We start from the raw sequence: 24,673 nt of genomic DNA, 5'->3' as shown, positions 1-24,673 counted from the left end.
AAATTTTATTTTTTATCGATAATTAAATAAAAAATCTATTAATATTCATTAAAAGTCAAATTTTAAGCTCCAAAAATCATCGTAAAGGATTAAAAAAAGGCCTTAAATCACAAAAGGCTTACCATAATTCATTATTTCAAGAAAAAAACTTGGAAATTTTTAATATCCCCCTATGGATTAAGCAATAGATATTCATTAGAAATAAGTGGCACCAATTAATAAGCTGTGAGTAATTAAAAGGTAAAAAACTGATTAATTTAAAATAAATACTACCATTTCCGTATAGTATATATATATTTGTCACTATAAGACAATGAAAGGGAATAACTGTACATATTATAAGGCTAAAATGAACTGCTATATGCAGGGCAAATAAAGAGGCATTATTAATATCACTAAAATATAAGCCTCTTAGCTATAGCCTAAGAGGTTTTTTTATATCACAACACTAACACCAAAATTATGCAAAGCTTCAGAACAGAACTGGAGAATCCGATAGTAGAAAAAGACATCATTGATCTTGAAAAAAAGATCAGGGCTTTTCGTGAAGGAAAGATCCATGATGAAAAGTTCAGGAGCCTGCGCCTGGCACGCGGCATTTATGGCCAGCGCCAACCAGGTGTTCAAATGATCCGCATCAAACTACCTTTTGGTAAGGTTTCATTTAAACAGCTGCTTCGCATTGCTGATATATCAGACAAATACGGAAGCAGCAACCTGCACTTAACCACCCGCCAGGATATACAGATACATTATGTAAGCCTTGACCGTACGCCACAGCTGTGGGCTGAGCTGGAACAGGATGATATTACGCTTCGCGAAGCCTGCGGTAACACGGTAAGAAACGTTACGTCCTCACCTACTTCGGGGATCGATCCGGCCGAGCCTTTTGATGTATCGCCTTATGCGCAGGCTACGTTTGAGTATTTTTTGCGTAACCCTATCTGTCAGGATATGGGCCGCAAGTTCAAAATCTCGTTTTCATCAAGCGAGGCTGATACTGCATTTTCATATATTCATGATATTGGCGTTATACCTAAAATAAATAAAGATGGTCAGCGCGGCTTTAAAGTAATGCTTGGCGGCGGCTTAGGTGCACAACCATTGCTGGCAAGCATTGTGGAAGAGTTTTTACCCGAAGACCAGTTAATTCCATATACCGAGGCTATAATCCGTGTGTTTGACCGCTACGGTGAACGCAATAACCGCAACAAGGCCAGGTTAAAGTTCCTGATCCAAAAAATCGGGCTGGATGAAGTTTTGAGATTAGCGGCAATTGAAAGAACAGCGATAAAAGTAAAAACATATCCAATAAACAGGGATGCTGTGCCAACTCCAGTTATCCCGGAGCTTTCAGCAACTGCTGATATAGCTATTGATAACCCTTTACGTTATGAGCAATGGTTGCTAACCAATGTGTTTGAGCAAAAGCAAACCGGCTTTTATGGTGTATGGGTTAAAGTACCCGTGGGTGATATTCCGTCAGATACTGCACGTAAATTAGTGGCAGCTATAAGCCCATACGTGGCCGATGAGATCAGGATAACCCAAAACCAGGGCTTACTGTTAAAATACGTTCGTAAAGAATCATTACCGGCATTATATGCTGGCCTTACAGCAATTGATCTTTCGGCCCCCGGCTTTGATAGTTTAGCTGATGTTACTACTTGCCCGGGTACCGATACCTGTAACTTAGGCATCTCAAACAGCATGACACTTTCGCGCGTGTTAGAAGATGTGATCTATAACGAATATGAAGACCTGATCCATAACCGCGAGATCAAAATAAAAATTAGCGGCTGCATGAACTCATGCGGGCAACATGGCCTGGCGCATATAGGTTTTCATGGCAGTTCGTTAAAAGCGGGTGCTAAGGTATTACCATCGGTACAGGTACTTTTAGGTGGCGGTACGGTTGGTGATGGTGTTGGGCGCGCTGCCGAAAAAATCATTAAAGTTCCGGCTAAGCGTGCTACACATGTATTAAGGGCCGTGCTTGATAATTACAAAACAAACGCCACTGAAAATGAAACCTTCCATGCGTTTTATGACAGAAATGGCAAAGATTATTTTTATCAGTTATTAAAACCACTGGCCGATTTAGCCACGCTTACCGAAGATGAATTTGTTGACTGGGGTCACCAGGAAACTTTTGCCACCGCTATAGGTGTTGGCGAATGTGCCGGTGTTGTAATTGACCTTGTAGCTACCTTATTATACGAGGCCGACGAAAAATTTGGCTGGGCTAAAGAAGCATTTGCCGATGGCAGATGGGCCGATGCTATTTACCATGCTTACAACACATTTGTAAGCTCAGCAAAAGCTTTGCTGCTGGATAAAAGTATTAACAGCAGCACACAGGTGGGCATTATCAGGGAATTTGATAACAACTTTGTAAACACTGGCGAAATAAAGATCAACGGATCCTTTAACGACCTGGTTTTGCAGATCAACCAAAACGAACCATCAGAAAGCTTTGCAACTACTTATTTGCAGGCTGCCAATGAATTTTTAGATACCGTTAAAGCAAAAAGAGAGGAATTGATACAATCATGATCATTACATCAACCCAAAAAGTTCATAAAGAACCACGCATTACCCTTGTTGGTGCAGGCCCCGGCGATACCGACCTGATTACACTTAAAGGTGTTAAGGCTTTACAAACTGCTGATGTTGTTTTGTACGATGCCTTGGTAAACAGCGAATTGCTTGACTTTGCCCCGGCACACGCCACAAAGGTTTATGTAGGCAAACGCTCAGGCGATCATTCCTACTCGCAGGATGCGGTTAACAAACTGATGATTGATTACGCCCTTAACTATGGCCACGTGGTAAGGCTTAAAGGCGGTGATCCGTTTGTATTTGGCCGTGGCTTTGAAGAGCTGGATTATGCAGCTTCATACAGCATCCCGGCACAGGTTATTCCCGGCATATCAAGTTCAATAGGTGTTCCCGGAATGCAGCATATCCCGGTTACACACAGGGGACTGAGCGAAAGTTTTTGGGTAGTTACCGGTACTACCGCAAATGGCAAGGTATCAAACGATGTTTATGAAGCTGCGCGCACCAATGCTACTGTTATAGTTTTAATGGGAATCCATAAACTTAAGGAAATTACTGAGATCTTTAAAAAAGAAGGTAAGAACAAACTTCCGGTCGCAGTGATCCAAAGCGGAACCACCATAGACGAGAAAGTAGCTATTGGCATTGTTGATACTATTGTTGAGGTTGTAGAAGAAAAGAAGATTACATCGCCTGCCTTGATTGTTTTTGGCGAGGTAGTATCTTTACATCCGCACTTTCAACCAATTAAAGAATTTTATGACATTATTGCCCAGGAATAGTAAGTTAACAATTCAGGACGAGAAAGCAGAAGGCAACCCTTTGTTCCCTGTTTTTTTAAAGCTGAATGAACTGCATTTGGTACTTATTGGAGGCGGAAACGTTGGTTTGGAAAAACTTACAGCCGTTTTAAATAATAGTCCGCATGCAGCAGTAACTGTTATTGCACTGGAAATTTTGCCCGAGGTACACTCATTGGCTGCTGAATATAAGGGCCTGAAAATTTTACAAAAATTATTTACCGATACCGATCTGAACAATGCAGATGTGGTGATAGCGGCAACAAATGACAGCGAATTGAACAAATTTATCAGGCAAGCAGCCCATGACAGGAAACTGCTGGTAAATGTGGCAGACAAGCCTGAACTTTGCGATTTTTACCTAGGGTCAATTGTACAAAAAGGAAATTTAAAAATTGCTATATCAACCAACGGCAAATCGCCCACTATTGCTAAACGCCTTAAAGAGGTATTAAATGAAAGTTTGCCTGCCGAACTGGATACCACATTGCAACAAATGAGCGATCTGCGCAATACCCTTGGTGGTGATTTTGCCTACAAAGTGCGCAAACTTAATGAAGTTACCTCAATTTTAGTTGAACCAAAAGCCGCCGGAAAAAAGAACTTTATCTGGCTTATCTGGAGCAGCATTATACTATCCATATTAGTTGTGGCAACAGCCCTATGGTTAAGGGAACCTGGGTTTAAAGCTTATGCGCAAACCATCCCTTTTGAGTTTTATTACTTTTTAGGAGCGGGCTTTGTTTTTGCATTGATTGATGGGGCTATCGGCATGTCGTACGGGGTTACAAGCACCTCGTTTTCATTGTCAATGGGTGTGCCGCCTGCATCGGCCAGTATGGGTGTCCATTTATCCGAGATCATGAGCAATGGTATTGCCGGCTGGATGCATTACCGCATGGGCAATATTAACTGGAAACTGTTTAAACTGTTGCTTGTACCGGGTATAATTGGTGCCGTAACTGGAGCCTACCTTCTTTCCTCATTAGAGCATTACAGTCAGTACACCAAGCCTTTTGTATCCTTATATACGTTAATATTAGGTATAGTTATTCTATCAAAAGCATTTAAAACCGGGGTAAAAAAATCATCCGACAAAATAAAAAAGATCTCTCTATTAGGTTTAGGCGGCGGCTTTATTGATGCTGTTGGCGGTGGCGGCTGGGGTTCAATCGTATTATCAACGTTGATAGCCGGTGGCCGTAATCCGCGTTTTTCATTGGGTACGGTAAAGCTTTCAAGGTTTTTTATAGCGCTCATGAGCTCTATAACATTTATTACCATGCTTAACAGTAACCATTGGGGTGCTGTTGCTGGTTTAGTGATAGGGAGTGCCATTGCATCGCCTATTGCGGCTAAAATATCAAATAAGATTTCGGCCAAGGCAATAATGATAGCCGTTGGTGTGATAGTAATAATAATAAGTGTTAAAAGTATTGTGCTTTTTTTAATGAAGGTATTATAAGATGAGCGAATTAGCAGCACATATAAAACAGGAAACCAGTGGATTAAACCCGGTAGAAGCTTTAACACTTTTATCAGATATTTTTCATGGCGAAATTGTTTTTTCAACCAGTTTTGGCTGGGAAGACCAGGTGATAACGCACATGATATTCACCAATAACCTGCCCATTAAAATTTTTACGCTGGAAACCGGCAGGCTTTTCCCTGAAACTTATTATGTATGGAACCGCACTATGGAAATATACGGCAAGCCCATACATGCCTATTATCCAAACAATGAGCTATTGGAACAAATGGTGAACGCCAAAGGCCCTAATAGCTTTTATAACTCTGTTGATAACCGTAAGGAGTGCTGCGGCATACGCAAGATTGAGCCTTTGAAGCGTGCTTTGGCAGGTAACAAATGCTGGGTAACTGGCATAAGAGCCGAGCAATCAGCAAGCCGGCAGAGCATGGAAAATGTGGAATGGGACGAGCAAAACAACCTTGTAAAGTTTCATCCTATTTATAGCTGGAAATTAGACGAAGTAAAAGAATATATAAAAAAATACAACATACCTTATAATACACTGCACGACAGGGGTTTCCCGAGTATAGGCTGCGCGCCATGCACAAGAGCGGTACAACCCGGAGAAGATTTTCGTGCGGGCCGCTGGTGGTGGGAAGATCAGTCTAAAAAGGAATGTGGATTACATGAGGTAAATGAAGTTATAGACAAATGAGTAAACATCAATTTGATTATTTAGACGAGTTAGAGGCAGAAGCTATTTATATTCTGCGTGAAGTAGCCGGTCAGTTTGAAAAACCTGCCCTGCTATTTTCGGGTGGAAAAGATTCTATTACCCTGGTACGCCTTGCCGAAAAAGCTTTCAGGCCGGGTAAGTTCCCGTTTCCCCTGGTGCATATTGATACCGGGCACAACTTTATTGAAACCATTGAGTACCGCGATGACATGATTAAACGTATCGGCGAAAAGCTGATAGTTGGTCATGTACAGGATTCTATTGATGCAGGCAAGGTAGTTGAGCAAAAAGGAAAAAATGCCAGCCGAAATGCTTTGCAAACCGTTACACTGCTGGATACCATTGCCAAGCATCAGTTTGATGCCTGTATTGGTGGCGCCCGCCGCGATGAGGAAAAGGCACGTGCAAAAGAAAGGATCTTCTCGGTTAGGGATGAATTTGGCCAATGGGATCCAAAACGCCAGCGCCCCGAACTTTGGAATATATTTAACGGTAAAATTCACAAAGGCGAAAACGTAAGGGTTTTCCCGATCAGTAACTGGACCGAGCTTGATGTTTGGAACTATATCCGCAGAGAAAAAATTGAACTACCTTCTATTTATTTTGCGCATGAGCGCGAAGTAATTACCCGTAACGGGCAGCTAATGGCCGCTTCTCCGTTTTTAAATATGGATGCTGATGATACGGTAAGCCGTAAAAATGTACGTTTCCGCACCGTGGGTGATATGACCTGTACGGCAGCGGTAGAATCATACGCTTACCATATAGATGATATAATTAACGAAATAAGCGAATCAAAAATAAGTGAACGCGGCGCCCGAATGGACGATAAGGTTAGCGAAGCCGCAATGGAAGACCGTAAGAAAGGAGGATATTTCTAAATTTCAGCTAAAGGATATTAAGCCCTTTTTGTTGGTGACGTCATCAATAATATAGCTCAATCTAAATTCAAAAATCTGAGATCCGAAATAAACATATATGGATATATTAAAATTTATTACTGCAGGCAGCGTTGATGATGGTAAAAGTACCCTGATAGGTCGTTTACTGTATGACAGCGAATCTATTCTTGCCGATCAATTAGAAGCTCTGCACAGCTCGAACCGTAAAAATGACGACGGCAGTATTGACCTTGCCATTTTAACCGACGGCCTGAAAGCCGAACGTGAGCAAGGCATCACCATTGATGTGGCCTACAAATACTTTCAGACCGATAAACGCAAATTTATAATTGCCGATACCCCAGGGCATATTCAGTATACCCGTAACATGGTTACAGGTGCATCAAATGCCAACCTGGCCATTATTTTGGTGGATGCGCGAAAGGGCGTTATTGAGCAAACCATCCGTCACTCCTACCTGGTTTCTCTTTTAGGTATCCAGCAGGTGGTGGTGTGTATCAACAAAATGGATATGGTTGATTACAGCGAAGCTACTTACGAAACCATTGTTAACGATTACAAGGCCCTTGCTGAAAAGGTTGGACTTAAAAATGTAAAATATATCCCGGTTAGTGCTTTAAAAGGCGATAACATTGTGCATGCATCAACCAATATACATTGGTACAAAGGAGAAAGCTTGTTACAGTTTTTAGAAACCATTGAATTAGTGGTTGATAACAGCACCGCACATGCCCGTTTCCCGGTGCAATGGGTAGTACGCCCGCAAACTGAGGAACTGCACGATTACCGCGGATATGCCGGCCGAGTATCAAGCGGATCGTTCAAAGTAAATGATAAGGTAACTGTGCTGCCATCGGGTTTTCATTCAACTATTGAAAAAATAGAATTACTTGATGAAGAACCTGTTGAGGCATTTGCCGGCATGTCTGTTACTATCCATTTAAAAGATGAGATAGATATTAGTCGCGGAGACATTTTGGTGAACACGGATTATCTGCCTGAAGTTTCGCAACAAATAGAAGCTGATCTTTGCTGGATGGATACCCGCGCTTTGGATACCACCCATACCTATTTTGTGCAGCATAACAGCAAGGTTACCCGCTGCCGCATACAGGAAATTTTATACAAAGTGAATATCAATACGCTTGAAAAAGAATACAATGAAGATTTTAAGCTGAATGATATTGGCCGCATAGTGATCAAAACAGCCGAGCCTTTGGCCTTTGATCTTTACCAGAACAATAAGGCAAACGGTGGCGCTATAATTATTGATAGCCGCACCAATGTAACTGTAGGCGCATTAATGCTGCGTGCTACGGTTAATTAAACAGAAACTTCGGTTTAACATTTATAGTTTTAATTTTTTAGAAAGCGGGTAAGAGCAATCTTCCCGCTTTTTATTTGGATTGTTAATTTATCTCCCTATTTCATCAGTTCCTTTTTGGCCTCATCCAGCTTTTCCTTTTCGTCTTTTGGCAAAACGGGGTATTTTAAATCCAGGCCTTTTAAAGTTTCCAATATAATGCTTGATATAGCTATGCGGGTATACCATTTTTTATCCGCCGGGATCACATACCAGGGGCTTTCAGGCGTTGACGTTTCTTTGATGGCTTTTTCATAAGCTTTCATATAATCATCCCAATAGCCTCGCTCTAAAATATCTGCGGATGAAAATTTCCAGTTTCTTTCAGGGTCATCTATCCGTTTTAAAAACCGTTCCTTTTGCTCATCTTTTGATAAATTCAAAAAGAATTTGATAACCACCGTACCATTATCTGATAAATGCTTTTCAAACGACCGGATACTTTGGTACCTGTTATCCCAAAATTTCTTGTCGGCCTTTTTCACCGAGTCCATACCCGGCAGCTTCTCTTTCAGTAGTAACTCAGGATGTACTTTAGTTATCAGCACGTTTTCATAGTGTGACCGATTATGCACGCCTATCCTCCCAAATTCAGGTAAGGCCTTATAGTGCCGCCACAAAAAGTCATGGTCAAGTTCCTCGGTACTTGGCTGTTTGAAGCTATAAACCTCGCAGCCTTGCGGATTCAGTCCTGATAAGGTATGTGCTATGGCACCATCCTTACCGGCAGCATCCATTGCCTGGAATATAATGAGCAGGGCATACCTGTTATCGGCATACAGGGTTGATTGCAGGGCAGCTGTTTGTTCAATCAGCTCATCCAAAATAGTTTTGCTATCCTCCTTTTTTAAACTCCCCGAATAGCTTGTATCAAATTCAGCGAGCGAAAACTTATGACCGTTTGTTATTTTAAACTTGTTACTTATGCTTTTCATTAAACAAAAAATATTTATCTAAGTTAACTTAAAATTTACCTGCTAAATTCGCGTTGTTAATAATTGTTAAAATGGCTATGATTTAGGGCCATAATTTTACATCTTTACCCCTATGTTCAGACGTATAAAAAACCAATTTCTGAGATATTTTTTGATCTTCATTTATTTCATTATTATATTTTTCTGCTCCATCGAATTAAACTTTCTTTGGTTATTTGGCTACTCGCCTGATATGCAAGATATTAAAAGCCCAAGCATGTCACTCTCGTCGGAGGTTTACTATGCCGATGGCACGCTGATCGGGCGGTATTATAAGGAAAACCGTTCGCCTGTTGAATTTAAAGACATATCGCCAAATATCATCAATGCGCTTATCTCTACCGAGGACGCAAGGTTTTATCATCATAACGGTGTCGATTTTTACTCCTTCTTTACCAGTATAGTATCAACGGCTAAAGGCGATAAACGTGGTGGTAGTACCATTACGCAGCAATTGGCTAAAAACCTTTTCGAAACCCGTAAAAAGAAATCGCAGGGTATTATAAAGCATATTCCGCTTATCAGAACTATAGTTTATAAATGCAAGGAATGGCTAACGGCATTTAAGATTGAGCACGTTTATTCCAAACAGGAAATTTTAACACTTTATTTAAATACAGTTCCTTTTGGTAATAATTCTTTCGGCATAAAAACAGCCTCGTTAAAAATCTTTAATAAAACGCCGGATAAGGTTAATCCTGCCGAGGCTGCAACCCTTGTTGGCATGCTTAAAGCTACATCAACCTATAATCCCATCAATAACCCTGAACATTCTTTAGAGCGACGCAATACTGTATTGGGGCAGATGTTAAAGTATGGTTATTTGAAAAAGGCAGCATACGATACCATTGTTAAAACACCCATTAAGCTTGACTTGAGCTATGTTGAAAACGAAGGACAAGGCGACTCATACCTGCGCCAGGCGGTTGAACGGTGGTTAAAAAAATGGTGCCATGATAATGATTATAACCTGTATGAAGATGGTTTAAAGATCTATACCACTATTGACCCGCGTTTGCAGCAATTTGCAGAAGAGGCAGTTGCCGAAAAAATGAAGATGCTTCAAAAACGCTTTGATAACCTATGGGGCAAAAAAAATCCATGGCGCGATTCAAATGGTGATGAGATAAAAGATTTTGTTTTAAAGGCCGAAGAACGCCTGCCTATTTATGCCAAGCTGCAAAAAAAATACAGCAACAATACCACGCTGATCAATCAATATTTTGAAAAGCCTAAACGCATGAAGGTATTTACCTGGAATGGTGAAAAGGATACCACGTTTTCAAGTGTGGATTCTATAAAATACTATACCCGGATCCTTAATACAGGGATGATGACCATTGAGCCATCATCAGGCAAGATAAAGGTATGGATTGGAGGTATTGATCATAAGTACTTTAATTACGATCACGTCAATCAATCACGCAGGCAGGCAGGCTCAACATTTAAGCCTTTTGCTTACTTAACCGCATTGGATAATGGTTATAGCCCCTGTGATAAATTTACCGATAAGCCGGTATCTATAAAATATACTGATGGCGGTGTAGCCCAGGTTTGGGAACCCAAAAATGCCGATTTCAAATTCTCGTACCAGGAAATGTCCTTAAGATGGGCAATGGGTAAATCGGTAAATTCAATTACAGCGCAGCTTACAGAAAAGGTTGGTTGGGATAAAATTGTTCAGTATGCGCATAAGTGTGGTATTGAAAGTCCGCTTAAATCAGTACCGTCTGTTTCATTAGGATCAAATGATGTATCCGTTTTTGAAATGGTACGCGCTTACAGTACCTTCCTGAACAAAGGCGAAAAAATTGATCCTTTATTAGTGACCAAGATCACCGATCAGGATGGTAATGTATTACAGGAATTTGGTTTAAAGACTGAGAAAGTATTGAGCGAAGAAACTGCATGGCTGATGTTATACATGTTTCGTGGTGGTATGGAAGAACCGGGTGGTACTTCGCAAGCCCTATGGGAATATCCAGGCTTATGGAAAAAAGAAAACCAGATTGGTGGCAAAACCGGAACATCGTCAGATTATGTGGATGGCTGGTATATGGGTATTACCAAAGATTTGGTAACCGGTGTTTGGGTGGGCGATGATGACCGCAGCGTACACTTTACCAATTCAGAAACCGGTGAAGGTTCGCACACTGCACTGCCTATTTTTGCAAGGTTTATGGAAAAGGTTTATGCCGATCCAAAATCGGGCTATACTTATGGCATGTTCCCGAAACCCTGGGTTAAGATCACAAAAAGTTATGATTGCCCTTCGCCGCATTTAAAGGTTGATTCAGCCGAAACAGATAGTTTGTTCCGCCCGCTTGATTCAACAAAAGTAGTTCCGGTTCCTGTTGCGACAGAAAATCCGGAAACCAAGGCAACCGACAAGTAGTTTTACGCGTAAAGGTTATATATAATCAGCGTAAAATTGAAAAGGATAAAATAATTGAACAGTTGGGTTGGGTAAAATCAATCCAACTGTTTTAAGTTTTAACTATTTTAGTGCTTATCAACTTATCACCTATGCGTACACATCTCCGCTCCCATGTTAAAATAAAAAAATCCCTGTTTATATTGTTATGTGTATGTGGCTCAATGCTTTTAAGCTTCAAGGCGAGCGCACAGTACTTTGGCCAAAACAAGGTGCGTTACAAAAACCTTAAGTTTAAAGTTTATAAAACTCCGCATTTTGAAATCTATTATTATTTAAAAAATGATAGTATGATCAGGCGGTTTGCCCAGGAGAGCGAGCTTTGGTACACCTTGCATCAGCAGGTTTTTCGTGATACATTCCGCAAGCCAAATCCAATTATATTATATGCTAATCACCCAGATTTTCAGCAAACAACTGCCATTGATGGGGAAATTGACGTGGGGACGGGTGGTATTACAGAGGGCCTGAAAAACAGGATTGTTATGCCGGTTATGGAAACTAACCAAACAACCCGCCATGTTATAGGGCACGAGTTAGTGCATGCTTTTCAGTACCATGCTTTGTTAGGCCGAGACTCCGCCACTTTCGAGAATATTAATAACCTTCCCTTATGGATGATTGAAGGGATGGCCGAGTACCTGTCATTAGGTAAAAGGGATTCCTATACCGCAATGTGGATGCGCGATGCCTACCTGAACCATGATATTCCGACAGTAAAGGACCTGACCGAAAGCAATAAATATTTCCCATACCGTTATGGCGAAGCATTTTGGTCTTTCATTGGGTCTACCTATGGTGATACGGTAATCGTCCCCTTCTTTAAAAATACGGCCCGGTTTGGTTTATCTTACGGAATTCGCCGCACGTTTGGTTATGATGACAAAACTTTATCAAGCATTTGGAAAAATTCCATTGAGGCAACTTATAAGCCTTATTTAAAAGATACTCTGCAAACCCCGGTTGGGCACAGGCTGATTGACGAAAAAAACTCCGGCAAGATGAACCTTGCCCCTGCCATCAGCCCGGATGGTAAATATTTGGCCTTCCTGTCCGAAAAGAATTTGTTTACGGTTGATCTCTTCCTGGCCGATGCAAAAACAGGTACCATTTTACGAAAACTCACCAGCAAAGTATCCAATACCCATATTGATGAATTTAACTTTATTGAGTCGGCAGGTGCCTGGTCGCCAGATAGCAGGAAATTTGCATTCAGCGTATTTAACAAGGGCCGTAACCGCATGGTAGTGGTTGATGTAGCTTCGGGAAATATTATTGATGATGTTTCGATGGGCAAGGCTGAGCAGTTTAGTAACCTTTCCTGGTCGCCGGATGGTAAAAATGTAGTTTTCCAGGGATTATCAGAAGGCCAGGGTGATTTGTACCTATATAATTTTGACACCAAACAGGTAAGGCAGTTAACCAACGATAAATATTCCGACTATCAGCCAAGTTTTTCGCGCGATGGTAAAAAGATCGTATTCTCAAGCGACCGTACTACTTACGACCAAACGCTTTCGCAAGATATTTCCTTTAATCTTGCCGAGCTTGATATAGCCAGCGGAAAAGTAACCGATATTAAAGTATTTAATAAAGCCAATAATTTAAACCCGCAATACTCATCAGACGGAACACAGATCTATTTCCTGTCAAACCGGGATGGCTTCCGCAATATGTACCGTTACACAACGGCAACGGGCAAAACCGAGCAGATGACTAACCTGTTTACAGGTATTTGTGGTATAACGGAATATTCGCCAGCGTTAAGTATATCGGCTAATAATGATATTGTTTACTCGTACTACCGTGCCCAAAAGTACGCGTTGTATAATGCTAAAGCTTCCCAATTTACGGCAACACCCGTTGATGGAGGTGATATTAATTTTAATGTGGCCATGCTGCCGCCGTCGCGTTCGGTTGGGGTTGATCTGATCAATTCAAACCTGAACAATTACCTGGCTTACCCAAAAATCCCGGTAGACTCTATAAAAAACGTTCCATATAAACCACAATTTAAAATGGATTACCTGGCCAGCAGTGGTATAGGCGCATCTGTAAGCCAGTACGGCACGGGTTTATCAAGCGGTGTACAAGGCGTTTTCAGTGATATTTTAGGCCGCAACCAAATATATGCAGGGGCCGCAGTTAACGGGGAGATTTATGACTTTGGTGCCCAGTTCACTTACATTAACCAGCAAGGCCGCTGGAACATTGGCGGTACGGTATCACATATCCCGTTTCAAACTGCTAATTACAACTTAGTGCCCACTACCTTCAAAGTTAATGGTAACACGGTACCGGCAACTGAGCAGCGCTTTGATCTGATCCGTATTTTTCAGGATCAGGCTGCCATTTTCACTTCCTATCCCATCACCAAAAAAACAAGGGTTGAATTTGGTACCGGTATTGCACGTTACTATTACCGGGTTGACAGGTATAGCACCATTTATGACAGCACAGGTAGTATACTTGATTATACTAAAAAGCATATCTCAAATTCTGCCTATAACGCCGACCCAACAAATACCAATTTCAGTTTAACGCCTTTCACAATTTTTAATGTGAACACCGCTTTAGTTGGCGATAATTCCTTTTTTGGGGTAGCATCGCCACTTAATGGCTATCGTTACCGCCTGCAGGCCGAGTATGATTTTGGCACCTACCAGTATTTTGCACCAACAATTGACCTGCGCGAATATGTACGGGTAGCACCGGTTACCTTTGCGGCAAGGTTATATGGCTATGGTCGTTTTGGTAATACGGGTAACCTTTACCAGTTATACTTAGGTTACCCTTTCCTGATAAGGGGTTATGAGGCACAAACTTTTTATAATAACAACAGTAAAAAACCTACCAATAACTTCACTATTGATCAGTTATCAGGTAACCGCATAGCAGTGGCTAACTTTGAGATTCGTCTGCCATTTACCGGGCCCGAAAGACTTTCACAAATTAAATCGAAGATACTGTTTACTGAACTTAACCTGTTTTTTGATGCAGGCTTGGCATGGAACGCCGGCGACAAAATAGAGTTTAAATCAAACCCTACTATTTTAGGTTCAAAACCACTGTTAGATTTGGCCGGGCATCAGGAAACTGACCCAACTTCGGGCGCGCCATTAACACAAACTGTTTATTCGCGCGTACCGGCAACAAGTGCAGGTATCTCCTTAAGAATTAACATTTTCGGCTACCTTGTATTGGAGCCTTACCTGGCTGTTCCGTTTAACCGTACTGATATTAACAAGCCTGTATTTGGCTTAGGCTTTACACCAGGATGGTAATTTAACAGCTTTAATTAACAAAAAAAGTGGCATGAACCGCTTTTTTTGTTAATATCTCATTGTGACACACTGGTGATCAACAGATTATAATTAGTGTATTACTTACAGCATTATTTATAGTAGTTTTGCGGCCATGAAAAAGTGGCTCACAATTGCTTTATTTATTTTTAGCAGCTCCGTATTATTTGCACAAAAGTCTGTAAAAATGCATCCGGTTATTGATACGGCTAAGGCAAAATGGGGTAAAATAAAAATTGTGAACGGTACCGCCATGACCTCATCAAATGATATTGTTGAGAACATTAACCTATCAAAAGATTACAGCTTACTGGTTACTGCCATTGAAGATGCAGGTTTAACCCAAACCTTTAAAAGCAAAGGTCCTATTACTTTTTTTGCACCAACCAACCAGGCCTTTAGTAAACTACCTGCCGGCGAAATGGATACGCTTTTAAAGCCGAGCCATAAATATGATTTAAACTATCTGATAACTTATCATGCCATAGCGGGTAAATTAACGGTTAAGGATATTCAAAGAAAAATAAACGCTAACAAAGGCGAGGCTACTTTCAGAACTATTGCCGGCGTAATTCTTACTGCCAAAATTGACGTGAACCGCAATATTATATTGATTGACGAAAATGGCGGCGAAAGTGTGATCAGTAACTTTGATATTCAGCAGAGTAATGGTATAATGCACATTGTTAGTTCGGTACTTGTTCCTAAAACCAAAGTACTGTAAACAGACGCATTGCTGACAAACTTACCGGAGTAATATTTCGTATTTATTATTGTAAGGATATCTAAACTCCTTCGTCTAACTAAAAAACGTAAATAGAATGAAAAAGTCGATTTTAGCAATAATTATACTGAGTGTTTTTACAGCATTTGGTTGCCAGCAAAGCAGCGGTCAGGTTAAAAAATACGATCCGAAGCGTAAAATGAGTAAAACCCCTGCCGAGTGGAAAAAAATCCTTACCCCTAATGAGTATAATATTATGGTGGAAAGCGGAACCGAGGCCCCATATCAAAATGCTTACTACAACAACCATGAGAAGGGTGTGTATGTAAGTGCAGCAACTGGCGAGGTTTTATTTAGCTCGGAAGATAAATACGACAGTGGTACAGGCTGGCCAAGTTTTGTAAAGGCTGTTGACCCCAAAAAAGTTGAAGTTGTACAAGACAATAGCTACGGCATGAGCCGCGACGAAGTTATTGAACGAAGCACAGGTTTGCACTTAGGCCACGTTTTTGACGACGGCCCTGCCGATCGAGGCGGAAAACGCTTCTGCATGAACTCCGGTGCATTAAAATTTGTTAAAAAGTAAGCGCTCTGCGATTAGCATTGATAGACGGGCGAAGCTGAGGCCTAACCCTGATGCCGCTTTCAAAATTTAAACCAATGGTCAGATCTACCCAGTCAGGGTTAACAGGTCTGATCATTTTTTCTTTTTGGGGCCTTGTATAAGTGCTTACTGTTTTAAAGCGCTCCATAGCCTGCTCCTCAGTATTAATCTCCTCAAAGTAAACCAAACGGTTAAGCTGTTTTGAATTATCAAAAAACAAAGTAGGCATCTGGCGGTAAAAATCAAGTGTTTTTAACAGGTCAGAGCATAAGCCAACGTGTAAATTATTGCGGTTTCTGTCAGTAATGATATAGATAAAACGTTTCATTTGATAATAAAATTTGCTGGTTAAAAAATAATTACTAATTTTATGAGCATAAAAATACTAATAATTTTAGCAATTCCAAATTTTATGTCAAATATTCCTTCAAATATTAAATTCCTCCGCAAAAAGAAAGGCCTTACACAACAGCAGTTTGCAGATGCTGTGGGCATTAAAAGATCATTGGTTGGCGCTTATGAAGAGGAACGGGCAGACCCGAAATATGATTTACTAAAAAAGATAGCATTGTTTTTCGAAGTCTCTATTGATGATTTTATCAATGAAACCATTAATGAAAAGTGGGCGCCTAAACCAAAAGGCAATCCTGCCAATTTAAGGGTGCTCAGCATCTCGGTTGATAAGGATGATAATGAAAATATTGAGCTGGTACCTATGAAGGCAAGTGCGGGCTATTTAAATGGTTACGCCGATCCTGAATACGTTTCAAAGCTACCTAAGTTTTACCTGCCCATGTTTAAGCAGGGTACTTACCGCGCTTTTGAAATAAAAGGCGACTCCATGTTACCCTTAGTATCGGGTACTATTATAATAGGTGAATATTTAGAGAACTGGGGCGATGTAAAGCCCGCAGAAACCTACGTGATCATATCAAAAAGTGATGGTATAGTTTACAAACGCGCAGGCAATAAATTTAAGGATACCAAAAAACTAAAGCTCATTTCAGATAATCCAGTTTATGAACCATACGAAATAAATGGCGAGGATGTATTAGAGATCTGGAAAGCTAAAGCCTATATCTCTACTCATTTACCATTGCCAACCCCCGAGCCTACGCTGGAAAGCCTTAACACCATGATGGCACAAATGCAGCGCTCCATTTCAAACTTACAGGGGAGCAATTAGTAATTGGGCATTTATAAATAGGTCATTGTTTGAACTGGCATATTATTTAAAATTACTCAGTTAATTTTAAATCGCTAATTGCTATTGACCTGCCGCCAACACAAAGCAACAATTAAGTTACATCATCGTTATTAAACCATAAGGCGGTTATCTTTATCAAACAAATAAAAACTGAAAAACGATGAGAAAATTTTTGTTAATGTGCTGCGTCCTTATTGGAATGACAGCTATCTGCCGGGCACAAGGTGGCGGTATGAGAAAAAGCCCTGAAGAAAGAGCCAAACAATTACAAACACAGCTTAAACTTAGCGACGATCAAACAGCTAAAATAACAGCTTTATACAAGGTACAGGCTACTAAGATGGATAGCTTGCGTACAGCAGGTGCAGACAGATCTGCAATGCGCCCTGTAATGATGGCTACTAACGAGCAGCTTAAAGCAATTTTAACTGCTGACCAGGCAGCCGCCTATCAAAAAATGATGGACGAAATGCGTGCCCAAAGGCAGCAAGGTGGTGGCGGCGGTGGTGGTAACTAACCCTCGCCCGGTCTTAATAAAAAAGGCGTTGTAATTAATTACAACGCCTTTTTTATTAAAGCAGAGTTCGGCGGGTGGTATGTCCCTTCACAATTTTTAAACGAATTTTACTAAATGTAAAAGTCAGTACAACCTTAAGCACTGATTTTATTTAAATGATTATCTGATATTTATAAAAAAGGTTGATTAAATAATTGAAAAGGATATTAAATACAGGAAAAGTCATCGTATAATTGAGGCTTTAACGTTAATAAAGAATGTCTGACAAACCTATATTTATTACTGGCATAGGTACCGGGATAGGTAAAACAATTGTATCTGCAGCTATAGTTGAGAAACTAAAGGCTGATTACTGGAAACCTGTACAATCAGGTGACCTGGATAAAAGCGACACCTGGAGGGTAAAAAGCCTGGTATCGAATACTACCTCGTTTTTTCATCCTGAAACGTATAGGTTAACACAACCCTTTTCTCCCCATAAATCGGCAGCTATTGACGGTATTACGATAGATCGGTCTAAATTTATTCAACCCGAAACTAATAACAAATTAGTAATTGAGGGTGCAGGTGGTTTGATGGTTCCGCTTAATGATCAGTTTTTAATAATCGACTTGATCAAACAATTAAATGCTGAAGTAATATTGGTATCGCAAAATTACCTGGGCAGTATTAATCATACTTTGCTCTCGGTATTTGCACTTAAACAGTACGGCATTCCGATTAAAGGTATCATTTTTAACGGCACAAAAGACATCTACTCAAAAGAATATATTATGCAGCATTCGGGGCTTGAATTGCTTGGTCACCTGCCCGAATATAACAACCTGGATAAAAAGGCCATTATTGATGCTGGCAGCTACATCACGCTGTAATTTGTCTTTACAAATAATTTGATCCAACTTAGTAGCTCATTCGTTTTTATATGAAAAAGATAACAGTTATAGGTTCAGGAACAATGGGCAATGGTATTGCGCATACTTTTGCCCAGCATGGTTTTGAAGTAGCCTTAGTTGATGTTAACCCCGATACACTGGCCAAAGCAGTGCAAACTATTGCCGGTAATTTAGAAAGGCAAGTAAAAAAAGGCATCATTGACGATCAGCAGAAAACAAATACCCTTAAACATATCACCACCTTTACTGATCTTAAAACCGCGGTTGTCGATGCCGACCTTGTAATTGAAGCCGCCACAGAGAACCGCGATATTAAGCTGAATCTTTTTAAACAGTTAAGTGACTATTGTAAAGATGGTACTATACTGGCATCCAATACCTCGTCCATATCTATCACCCAGATAGCTGCCGTAACTAAAAACCCGGGCAATGTGATAGGCATGCATTTTATGAACCCGGTACCGGTAATGAAGCTTGTTGAGGTAATACGCGGATATGCCACTACTGATGCGGTTACACAAACTATTATGGATCTGTCTCGCCAGCTGGATAAAGACCCGGTAGAAGTGAATGATTATCCGGGTTTTGTTGCCAACCGCATTTTAATGCCGATGATAAATGAAGCTATTTACACTTTGTACGAAGGTGTGGCAGGCGTTGAAGAAATTGATACTGTAATGAAATTAGGCATGGCGCACCCAATGGGCCCCCTGCAACTTGCTGATTTTATTGGCCTTGATGTTTGCCTTGCTATACTTAATGTATTATACAATGGTTTTGGCAATCCCAAATACGCTCCCTGCCCCCTGTTGGTTAACATGGTTGCGGCCGGACATAAGGGCGCAAAATCAGGAAGTGGGTTTTATAAATATACTGCAGGAAGCAAAGATTTAGTAGTAGCGTATAAGTTTAAACAAAAATAATTATTAAACCTTTTTGTCAGTCGTTTGTCAATACATGTAATTTAAAATAAATTCATATACCGATGAAGACATTATCAAAATTAGGATTAATGGCTGCTTTAGCCGGGTCCTTGTTCTTTTCCTCGTGCGCAGGAAGTTATTACGTTTCCGACCAACCTGTTGAGCCTGTTTATGAAAGACCTGTGGCTCCTTATGCCGGAGCTGTCTGGATTGATGGCGACTGGACATGGAGTGGTGGCCGGTACGTTTATACCCGTGGTTACTGGGCAAGGCCAAGACCTGGACATGCTTACATGCGCGGCGGATGGGTTCGCACTGGCCGTGGTTATGCATGGCACAGAGGTCGCTGGAGATAAGATACAGCCCCTTTATCCCCTGAAAGGGAATTATAACGATACAAAAAAATCCCTGATCTAAATGATCAGGGATTTTTTTGTTTTGTCCCTCTGCGATTCCTTACTCAAGATAAATTGGATTTAGGTGAGGCTTTTGCAAGCGCTGGCTCGTGCGATTCCTTCCATGCTTGGGGAAAGGAATGTGGGGGTATTTAAAATGCTTTTAAAGTCCTCTCTCCTTTGGAGAGGATTTAGGTGAGGCTTTTGCAAGCGCTGGCTCGTGCGATTCCTTCCCTGGGGAAGGAGGAGGTAGGGGTTCTATTGAATATAATTTGTGTTAAATGAAGGGCACCGTCCCGCTCATAGCCGCGGGGCTTAGTCACTTTCCCTTAGATGGAAAGTAACCAAAGATCAAGTCAGAAAAAAGCTTCCCCCCGCAGGCCATACTCCCAGGCCCGCTTTTCTGACAGGCCTTTACCCGCATTGGGGTTGTGATGAAGTTTGTTTTCCAAGTTCTCTCCTTTGGAGAGGATTTAGGTGAGGCCTACATTCTTTCCGGCACTTCGATACCTAAAAGTTTCATCCCTTTATTGATCACCTTACCCGATGCTGCTGAAAGCCTTAACCTGAATTGTTTGGCTATTTCAGTTTCTGCCTGTAGTATTGATCTTTCATGGTAAAATTTATTATAAACTTTTGCTAACTCGTAAACATAGTTGGCAATAACTGCCGGGCTATAACTTTCTGCTGCCGATTTAATAATTTCAGGGAACTGGGTTAAGGTAACTATCAAGTCGCGCTCCTCATCAGCTAAAGCCGGATATGCTTCCTGCCCCTGTTCGTCTATGGCTGCCCTGTTTAAAACAGAACGGATACGCGCATGGGTATATTGTATAAACGGCCCGGTATGTCCCTGAAAATCTACCGACTCATTAGGGTCAAAAAGTAGTCGTTTTTTAGGGTCAACCTTCAGTAAAAAATACTTCAGAGCACCCATGCCAATAATATGGTAAAGCTGTTGTTTATCTTCTTCGCTAAAGCCATCCACCTTGCCCGTAGCATCAGTTTGTTCTTTAGCCGTTTTTTCCATTTCGGCCATCAGGTCATCTGCATCAACCACCGTTCCCTCGCGCGATTTCATTTTGCCCGAAGGGAGGTCAACCATGCCGTAGGATAAATGATATAATCCATTGGCACCATCTTTACCCAGTTTATTCAAAATAGTGAACAGCACCTTAAAATGATAATCCTGTTCGTTGCCTACCACGTAGATTGATTTATCCATGTGATAGTCGTTATATTTCAACTGGGCGGTGCCCATATCCTGGGTCATGTAAACCGATGTCCCGTCTGAACGGAGCACCAGCTTTTCATCAAGCCCTTCGGCAGTCAGATCTATCCAAACAGAGCCATCTTCTTTTTTAAAGAAAACACCTTTTGCCAGGCCTTCATCAACAATATCTTTACCCAACAAATAAGTATCTGATTCGTAATAGAATTTATCAAACGTTACGCCTAATTTTTTATAGGTATCGGCAAAGCCTGCATAAACCCAGCTGTTCATGGTTTTCCAAAGGCTGATCACTTCTTCATCCCCGGCTTCCCATTTAAGCAGCATTTCCTGCGCCTCTTTTATCAGCGGGGCATTCTTTTTAGCTTCATCTTCGGTTTGTCCGGCTGCCTTTAACTCTTCTATCTGCTTTTTATATTCCTTATCAAAAATCACATAGTATTTACCCACCAAATGATCGCCTTTTAAACCCGAAGATTCGGGAGTTTCTCCATTACCGAATTTTTGCCAGGCCAGCATGGATTTACAAATGTGGATCCCCCTGTCATTAACCAGGTTGGCTTTGATCACCTCATACCCGGCGGCAGACAAAATTTCAGACACCGAAAAACCTAACAGGTTGTTGCGCACGTGCCCCAAATGCAAGGGTTTATTGGTATTTGGCGATGAATATTCAACCATTACCTTTTTGCCATTAGGTTTAATTACAGCAAAATCATCCGGTAATATTGCGGTGTACAGTTCGTTTATCCAGTAGCTATCGGCTATTGATATATTTAAAAACCCCTTAACTACATTAAAAGCAGCAATTTCTTTTAACTCATTTTTCAGGTATTCACCAATCTCATTGCCTGTTTGCTCCGGCGATTTCTTTGAAAACTTAGTGAATGGAAAAGTAACTATGGTAACCTGCCCTTCAAATTCCTTACGGGTTTCCTGTAAGTTTATATCTGTAGCGGCAATATCAGTTTGGTATAAATGTTTAACAGCTTTAAGGGTAGCTTCAATAATAAAATTCATCGGGCAAAATTAGTTATTTTAGTCCGAAAATTGGTCGAATCAGAATTTACAGTATTTAGGTATCGTACTAAATTGATATTTTAAACATTTATAAATTTATATAAACTGCAATCCTATAAAATCTGATTGCCTCACACAAATTTCCGGCTTCAAAATCAGGGATTCCGAAATAAAAAAGAATAGATTTGCTACTCTACAAACCATTTATGACTCTTAGCAACAGCGATTTTAAATTAGATGTAACATCCGAAATTGGCACCCTCCGTACCTTACTGATCCACAGCCCCGACAATGGCCTGGGCAAAGTTGTTCCTTCAAAAGCACAAGACTGGCTTTTTGAGGATATTGTGCACCTTGAAACCATGCGCAAAGGCGAATACGATTATTACGTAAAGCTGCTGATGTATTTTCTTGATCCGGATAAAATAAAAGGAAAGCTGAAAGACATTGATGCCGAAAAAAATAAACGCTCATTTTTTAAACCCGACGATAAAGATTTTCATGCGTCAAACCGGGTTATAGAGATCCAGTCGTTACTGGAAGATATTTTACACGATGCCGATACCCGTAAAAAGTTAGTTGCATCGGTTTGTGCTATTGAAAACTGTACCTATCGCCTGCAGTTAAAACTTATTGATACCGATCCTGTAGAGTTAGCAAAGGTTATCATATCCGGCTCGTTCAGCAAAAGCGAGATGATCTTTGCCCCTATCCCTAATCTCATATTTTCGAGGGATATTGGCATCGCTATTAATAACTACATGCTGCTCAACAAGCCTGCAAAAAAGGCGCGAGCGCGCGAAACGCTGATAATGCGTTATATATTTTTTAATCACCCGATTTTTGCAGTCTACCAAGATAATATATTAGAGATCCCGGAAACGGTTCAGCATTTTTTACGCCCCGGCGAGGACACCGATCAAAAAACAACATTAGAGGGCGGCGACGTAATGATGGTTAGCCCCAAGCACCTGATAATTGGCTGCAGCGAGCGCACATCAGTAAGCGGTGCCAATGAAGCAATAAAGCTTTTGTTTGAAAAAGATGTGGTAAAAAAGGTAACCATTGTGAAAATACCGCATAAGCGCGATTATATGCATATTGATACCGTATTTACCCAGGTAAAACGCAACATGTGGGTATTGTTGCGCTCATTATCCATAACAGAAAGTGCTCTTGAAAATAATGAGCCAATAGCCTGGTTTGCTGATAAAAAGAACAAGGATAAGCCGGAGATAGTTCAGTTCAGGAAAGACAAAAAGACAAAAACGTTTGAGAGCCTTGAAGACCTGCTTGCTGATATAAGCGAAAATGATTTAAAGAGTACCGAGAAAACCCAGTTCATCTATTCGGGCGGGGATACTTTTCCGTATGATGCCCGCGAGCAATGGACAGACTCCTGCAACCTGCTTGCCGTTAAAGAAGGGGTGGTTTTGGGTTACGACAGGAATGACAAGACCGTTGACGCATTTAAAGAAAAAGGATTTAAAATAATAAGGGTGGCCGAACTGCTTCAAAAATTTGAATCGGGCGAGATATCTCCGGATACCATAACTGATACCCTGGTTTTGATGCCATCGGCAGAACTATCAAGGGCACGCGGCGGTTTCCATTGCATGAGCATGCCACTTCAAAGAGATAATATTATATAATATTTACTAATGACTAACAAACAAGCCACCTCACATATATTAATGATCCGCCCGGTTAACTTTGGTTTTAACGAGGAAACTGCCGGGAGTAATGCTTTTCAAACAAAAGTTGCCGAAAATGATACTGTTAACGAAAAAGCGCAGCAGGAATTTGATGGCATGGTAAATAAACTACGTAATAACGGGGTTGATGTTATTGTTATTGACGATACTCCGCAGCCTTATACGCCCGATTCTATCTTCCCCAATAACTGGGTATCATTTCATGCTGATGGTAATATTTTTTTATACCCTATGCAGGCCGAAAACCGCAGGCTGGAGCGCCGGGAAGATATTATCAACCGGATAGCGGATAAATTTAAAGCAAACCACATTATTGACCTGAGCCGATTTGAAGCAGAAGGAAAGTTTTTAGAAGGAACAGGCAGCATGGTTTTAGATCGTATAAATAAAATTGCCTATGCCTGCATCTCTCCCCGTACTGACCGTGAAGTGCTTGCACTGTTTTGCTCACAAACAGGTTATAAAGAAGTTAGCTTTAATGCTGTTGATGAGCATAACCAAGCCATTTACCATACCAACGTGCTGATGTGCATAGGCAGCGGATTTACAGTTATTTGCCTGGATAGTATTACTGACGACAGTGAAAGAAATGAAGTGGTAAGTATCCTTAAATTAACCCATAAGGAAATTATTGTCATATCATTTGAGCAGATGAATAGTTTTGCAGGTAATATGCTGGAAGTAGAGAGTAAAACCGGCGAAAATTTAATCGTAATGTCGGCCAATGCCTATAATTCACTTACCGATGCGCAGCGTAAACGGCTACAAAAATATGGAAAACTGGTTTATGCTGATATTAATACCATTGAAACCACCGGCGGCGGCAGTGCACGTTGTATGATGGCCGAAGTGCATTTACCAGTAACTTTATAGCTAATATTGCATAGTATTGAAAATATA

20 protein-coding genes are annotated in these 24,673 nt (G+C 40.8%); 17 read left to right on the top strand and 3 right to left on the bottom strand.

Features of this window, described 5'->3' with window-relative positions; all coding sequences use genetic code 11:
* Positions 1-462: 462 nt before the first annotated feature.
* From ACQY4U_RS19580 to ACQY4U_RS19555, 6 genes are all read left to right on the top strand, one after another.
* A complete protein-coding gene (locus ACQY4U_RS19580) occupies positions 463-2,556 on the top strand; it encodes a HEPN domain-containing protein (RefSeq protein WP_428331146.1) in 2,094 nt (697 codons plus the stop codon).
* Entirely contained in the window at positions 2,553-3,344 is a 792-nt protein-coding gene (gene cobA, locus ACQY4U_RS19575) for a uroporphyrinogen-III C-methyltransferase (RefSeq protein WP_428331145.1), read from the top strand. The genes ACQY4U_RS19580 and cobA overlap by 4 nt, the downstream gene beginning before the upstream one ends.
* Positions 3,322-4,827: a TSUP family transporter gene (locus tag ACQY4U_RS19570; protein ID WP_428331144.1), complete on the top strand. Its 1,506-nt coding sequence runs from the start codon at positions 3,322-3,324 to the stop codon at positions 4,825-4,827. The genes cobA and ACQY4U_RS19570 overlap by 23 nt, the downstream gene beginning before the upstream one ends.
* 1 nt (position 4,828) lies before the next feature.
* Positions 4,829-5,548 (top strand): phosphoadenylyl-sulfate reductase, encoded by a 720-nt coding sequence (locus ACQY4U_RS19565; RefSeq protein ID WP_428331143.1) that lies wholly within the window; start codon positions 4,829-4,831, stop codon positions 5,546-5,548.
* The gene (gene cysD / locus ACQY4U_RS19560; protein ID WP_428331142.1) at positions 5,545-6,450 is read left to right on the top strand and encodes a sulfate adenylyltransferase subunit CysD; all 906 of its coding nucleotides are present in this window, start codon (positions 5,545-5,547) and stop codon (positions 6,448-6,450) included. The genes ACQY4U_RS19565 and cysD overlap by 4 nt, the downstream gene beginning before the upstream one ends.
* A 97-nt stretch (positions 6,451-6,547) precedes the next feature.
* Positions 6,548-7,798 carry a sulfate adenylyltransferase subunit 1 gene (locus tag ACQY4U_RS19555; protein ID WP_428331141.1) on the top strand — a complete coding sequence of 417 codons (1,251 nt, stop codon included), beginning with the start codon at positions 6,548-6,550 and terminating at the stop codon, positions 7,796-7,798.
* A gap of 95 nt (positions 7,799-7,893) precedes the next feature.
* Here ACQY4U_RS19555 and ACQY4U_RS19550 read toward each other — a convergent pair whose 3' ends face one another.
* A complete protein-coding gene (locus ACQY4U_RS19550) occupies positions 7,894-8,769 on the bottom strand; it encodes a polyphosphate kinase 2 family protein (RefSeq protein ID WP_428331140.1) in 876 nt (291 codons plus the stop codon).
* A 112-nt stretch (positions 8,770-8,881) separates the two neighbouring features.
* Here ACQY4U_RS19550 and ACQY4U_RS19545 point away from each other — a divergent pair, with 112 nt between their 5' ends.
* The 4 genes from ACQY4U_RS19545 to msrB all read left to right on the top strand — a co-directional run bounded on the left by ACQY4U_RS19545 (position 8,882) and on the right by msrB (position 15,854).
* The gene (locus ACQY4U_RS19545; protein WP_428331139.1) at positions 8,882-11,203 is read left to right on the top strand and encodes a transglycosylase domain-containing protein; all 2,322 of its coding nucleotides are present in this window, start codon (positions 8,882-8,884) and stop codon (positions 11,201-11,203) included.
* A 203-nt stretch (positions 11,204-11,406) separates the two neighbouring features.
* On the top strand, positions 11,407-14,526 hold the full coding sequence (locus tag ACQY4U_RS19540; RefSeq protein ID WP_428331762.1) for a DPP IV N-terminal domain-containing protein: 3,120 nt from the start codon (positions 11,407-11,409) through the stop codon (positions 14,524-14,526).
* Between the two features lie 133 nt (positions 14,527-14,659).
* Positions 14,660-15,268 carry a fasciclin domain-containing protein gene (locus tag ACQY4U_RS19535; protein WP_428331138.1) on the top strand — a complete coding sequence of 203 codons (609 nt, stop codon included), beginning with the start codon at positions 14,660-14,662 and terminating at the stop codon, positions 15,266-15,268.
* 97 nt (positions 15,269-15,365) lie between these two features.
* On the top strand, positions 15,366-15,854 hold the full coding sequence (gene msrB / locus ACQY4U_RS19530; protein ID WP_428331137.1) for a peptide-methionine (R)-S-oxide reductase MsrB: 489 nt from the start codon (positions 15,366-15,368) through the stop codon (positions 15,852-15,854).
* On the opposite strand, the gene ACQY4U_RS19525 is transcribed toward msrB, so the two are convergent.
* Positions 15,844-16,200, bottom strand: coding sequence for a GIY-YIG nuclease family protein (locus ACQY4U_RS19525; RefSeq protein WP_428331136.1), 357 nt, complete (start codon positions 16,198-16,200; stop codon positions 15,844-15,846). The genes msrB and ACQY4U_RS19525 overlap by 11 nt on opposite strands.
* Positions 16,201-16,284: 84 nt before the next feature.
* On the opposite strand from ACQY4U_RS19525, the gene ACQY4U_RS19520 reads away from it, so the two are divergent.
* The 5 genes from ACQY4U_RS19520 (at position 16,285) to ACQY4U_RS19500 (ending at position 19,768) form a co-directional block, all read left to right on the top strand.
* Complete coding sequence (locus ACQY4U_RS19520) at positions 16,285-17,058, top strand: helix-turn-helix domain-containing protein (protein WP_428331135.1); 774 nt, start codon at positions 16,285-16,287, stop codon at positions 17,056-17,058.
* A 181-nt stretch (positions 17,059-17,239) separates the two neighbouring features.
* Positions 17,240-17,596 (top strand): hypothetical protein, encoded by a 357-nt coding sequence (locus ACQY4U_RS19515; protein ID WP_428331134.1) that lies wholly within the window; start codon positions 17,240-17,242, stop codon positions 17,594-17,596.
* Between the two features lie 257 nt (positions 17,597-17,853).
* Complete coding sequence (gene bioD / locus ACQY4U_RS19510) at positions 17,854-18,468, top strand: dethiobiotin synthase (protein ID WP_428331133.1); 615 nt, start codon at positions 17,854-17,856, stop codon at positions 18,466-18,468.
* A gap of 50 nt (positions 18,469-18,518) precedes the next feature.
* Positions 18,519-19,412, top strand: coding sequence for a 3-hydroxyacyl-CoA dehydrogenase family protein (locus ACQY4U_RS19505; protein WP_428331132.1), 894 nt, complete (start codon positions 18,519-18,521; stop codon positions 19,410-19,412).
* A gap of 62 nt (positions 19,413-19,474) precedes the next feature.
* Positions 19,475-19,768, top strand: a complete 294-nt coding sequence (locus ACQY4U_RS19500; RefSeq protein ID WP_428331131.1) for a hypothetical protein — start codon at positions 19,475-19,477, stop codon at positions 19,766-19,768.
* A gap of 523 nt (positions 19,769-20,291) precedes the next feature.
* Here ACQY4U_RS19500 and argS read toward each other — a convergent pair.
* The gene (gene argS, locus ACQY4U_RS19495; protein ID WP_428331130.1) at positions 20,292-22,058 is read right to left on the bottom strand and encodes an arginine--tRNA ligase; all 1,767 of its coding nucleotides are present in this window, start codon (positions 22,056-22,058) and stop codon (positions 20,292-20,294) included.
* 206 nt (positions 22,059-22,264) lie between these two features.
* On the opposite strand from argS, the gene ACQY4U_RS19490 reads away from it, so the two are divergent.
* Together ACQY4U_RS19490 and ctlX are read left to right on the top strand one after the other, a co-directional pair.
* Positions 22,265-23,710, top strand: coding sequence for an arginine deiminase family protein (locus tag ACQY4U_RS19490; protein WP_428331129.1), 1,446 nt, complete (start codon positions 22,265-22,267; stop codon positions 23,708-23,710).
* Positions 23,711-23,719: 9 nt separating this feature from the next.
* Positions 23,720-24,646 carry a citrulline utilization hydrolase CtlX gene (ctlX, locus tag ACQY4U_RS19485; protein WP_428331128.1) on the top strand — a complete coding sequence of 309 codons (927 nt, stop codon included), beginning with the start codon at positions 23,720-23,722 and terminating at the stop codon, positions 24,644-24,646.
* Positions 24,647-24,673: the final 27 nt, after the last annotated feature.

It is taken from the genome of Mucilaginibacter sp., from assembly GCF_965277465.1.
GTDB lineage: Bacteria > Bacteroidota > Bacteroidia > Sphingobacteriales > Sphingobacteriaceae > Mucilaginibacter.
Note: the sequence above shows the minus strand (reverse complement) of the source record. Positions and strands in the feature narration are given on the sequence as shown.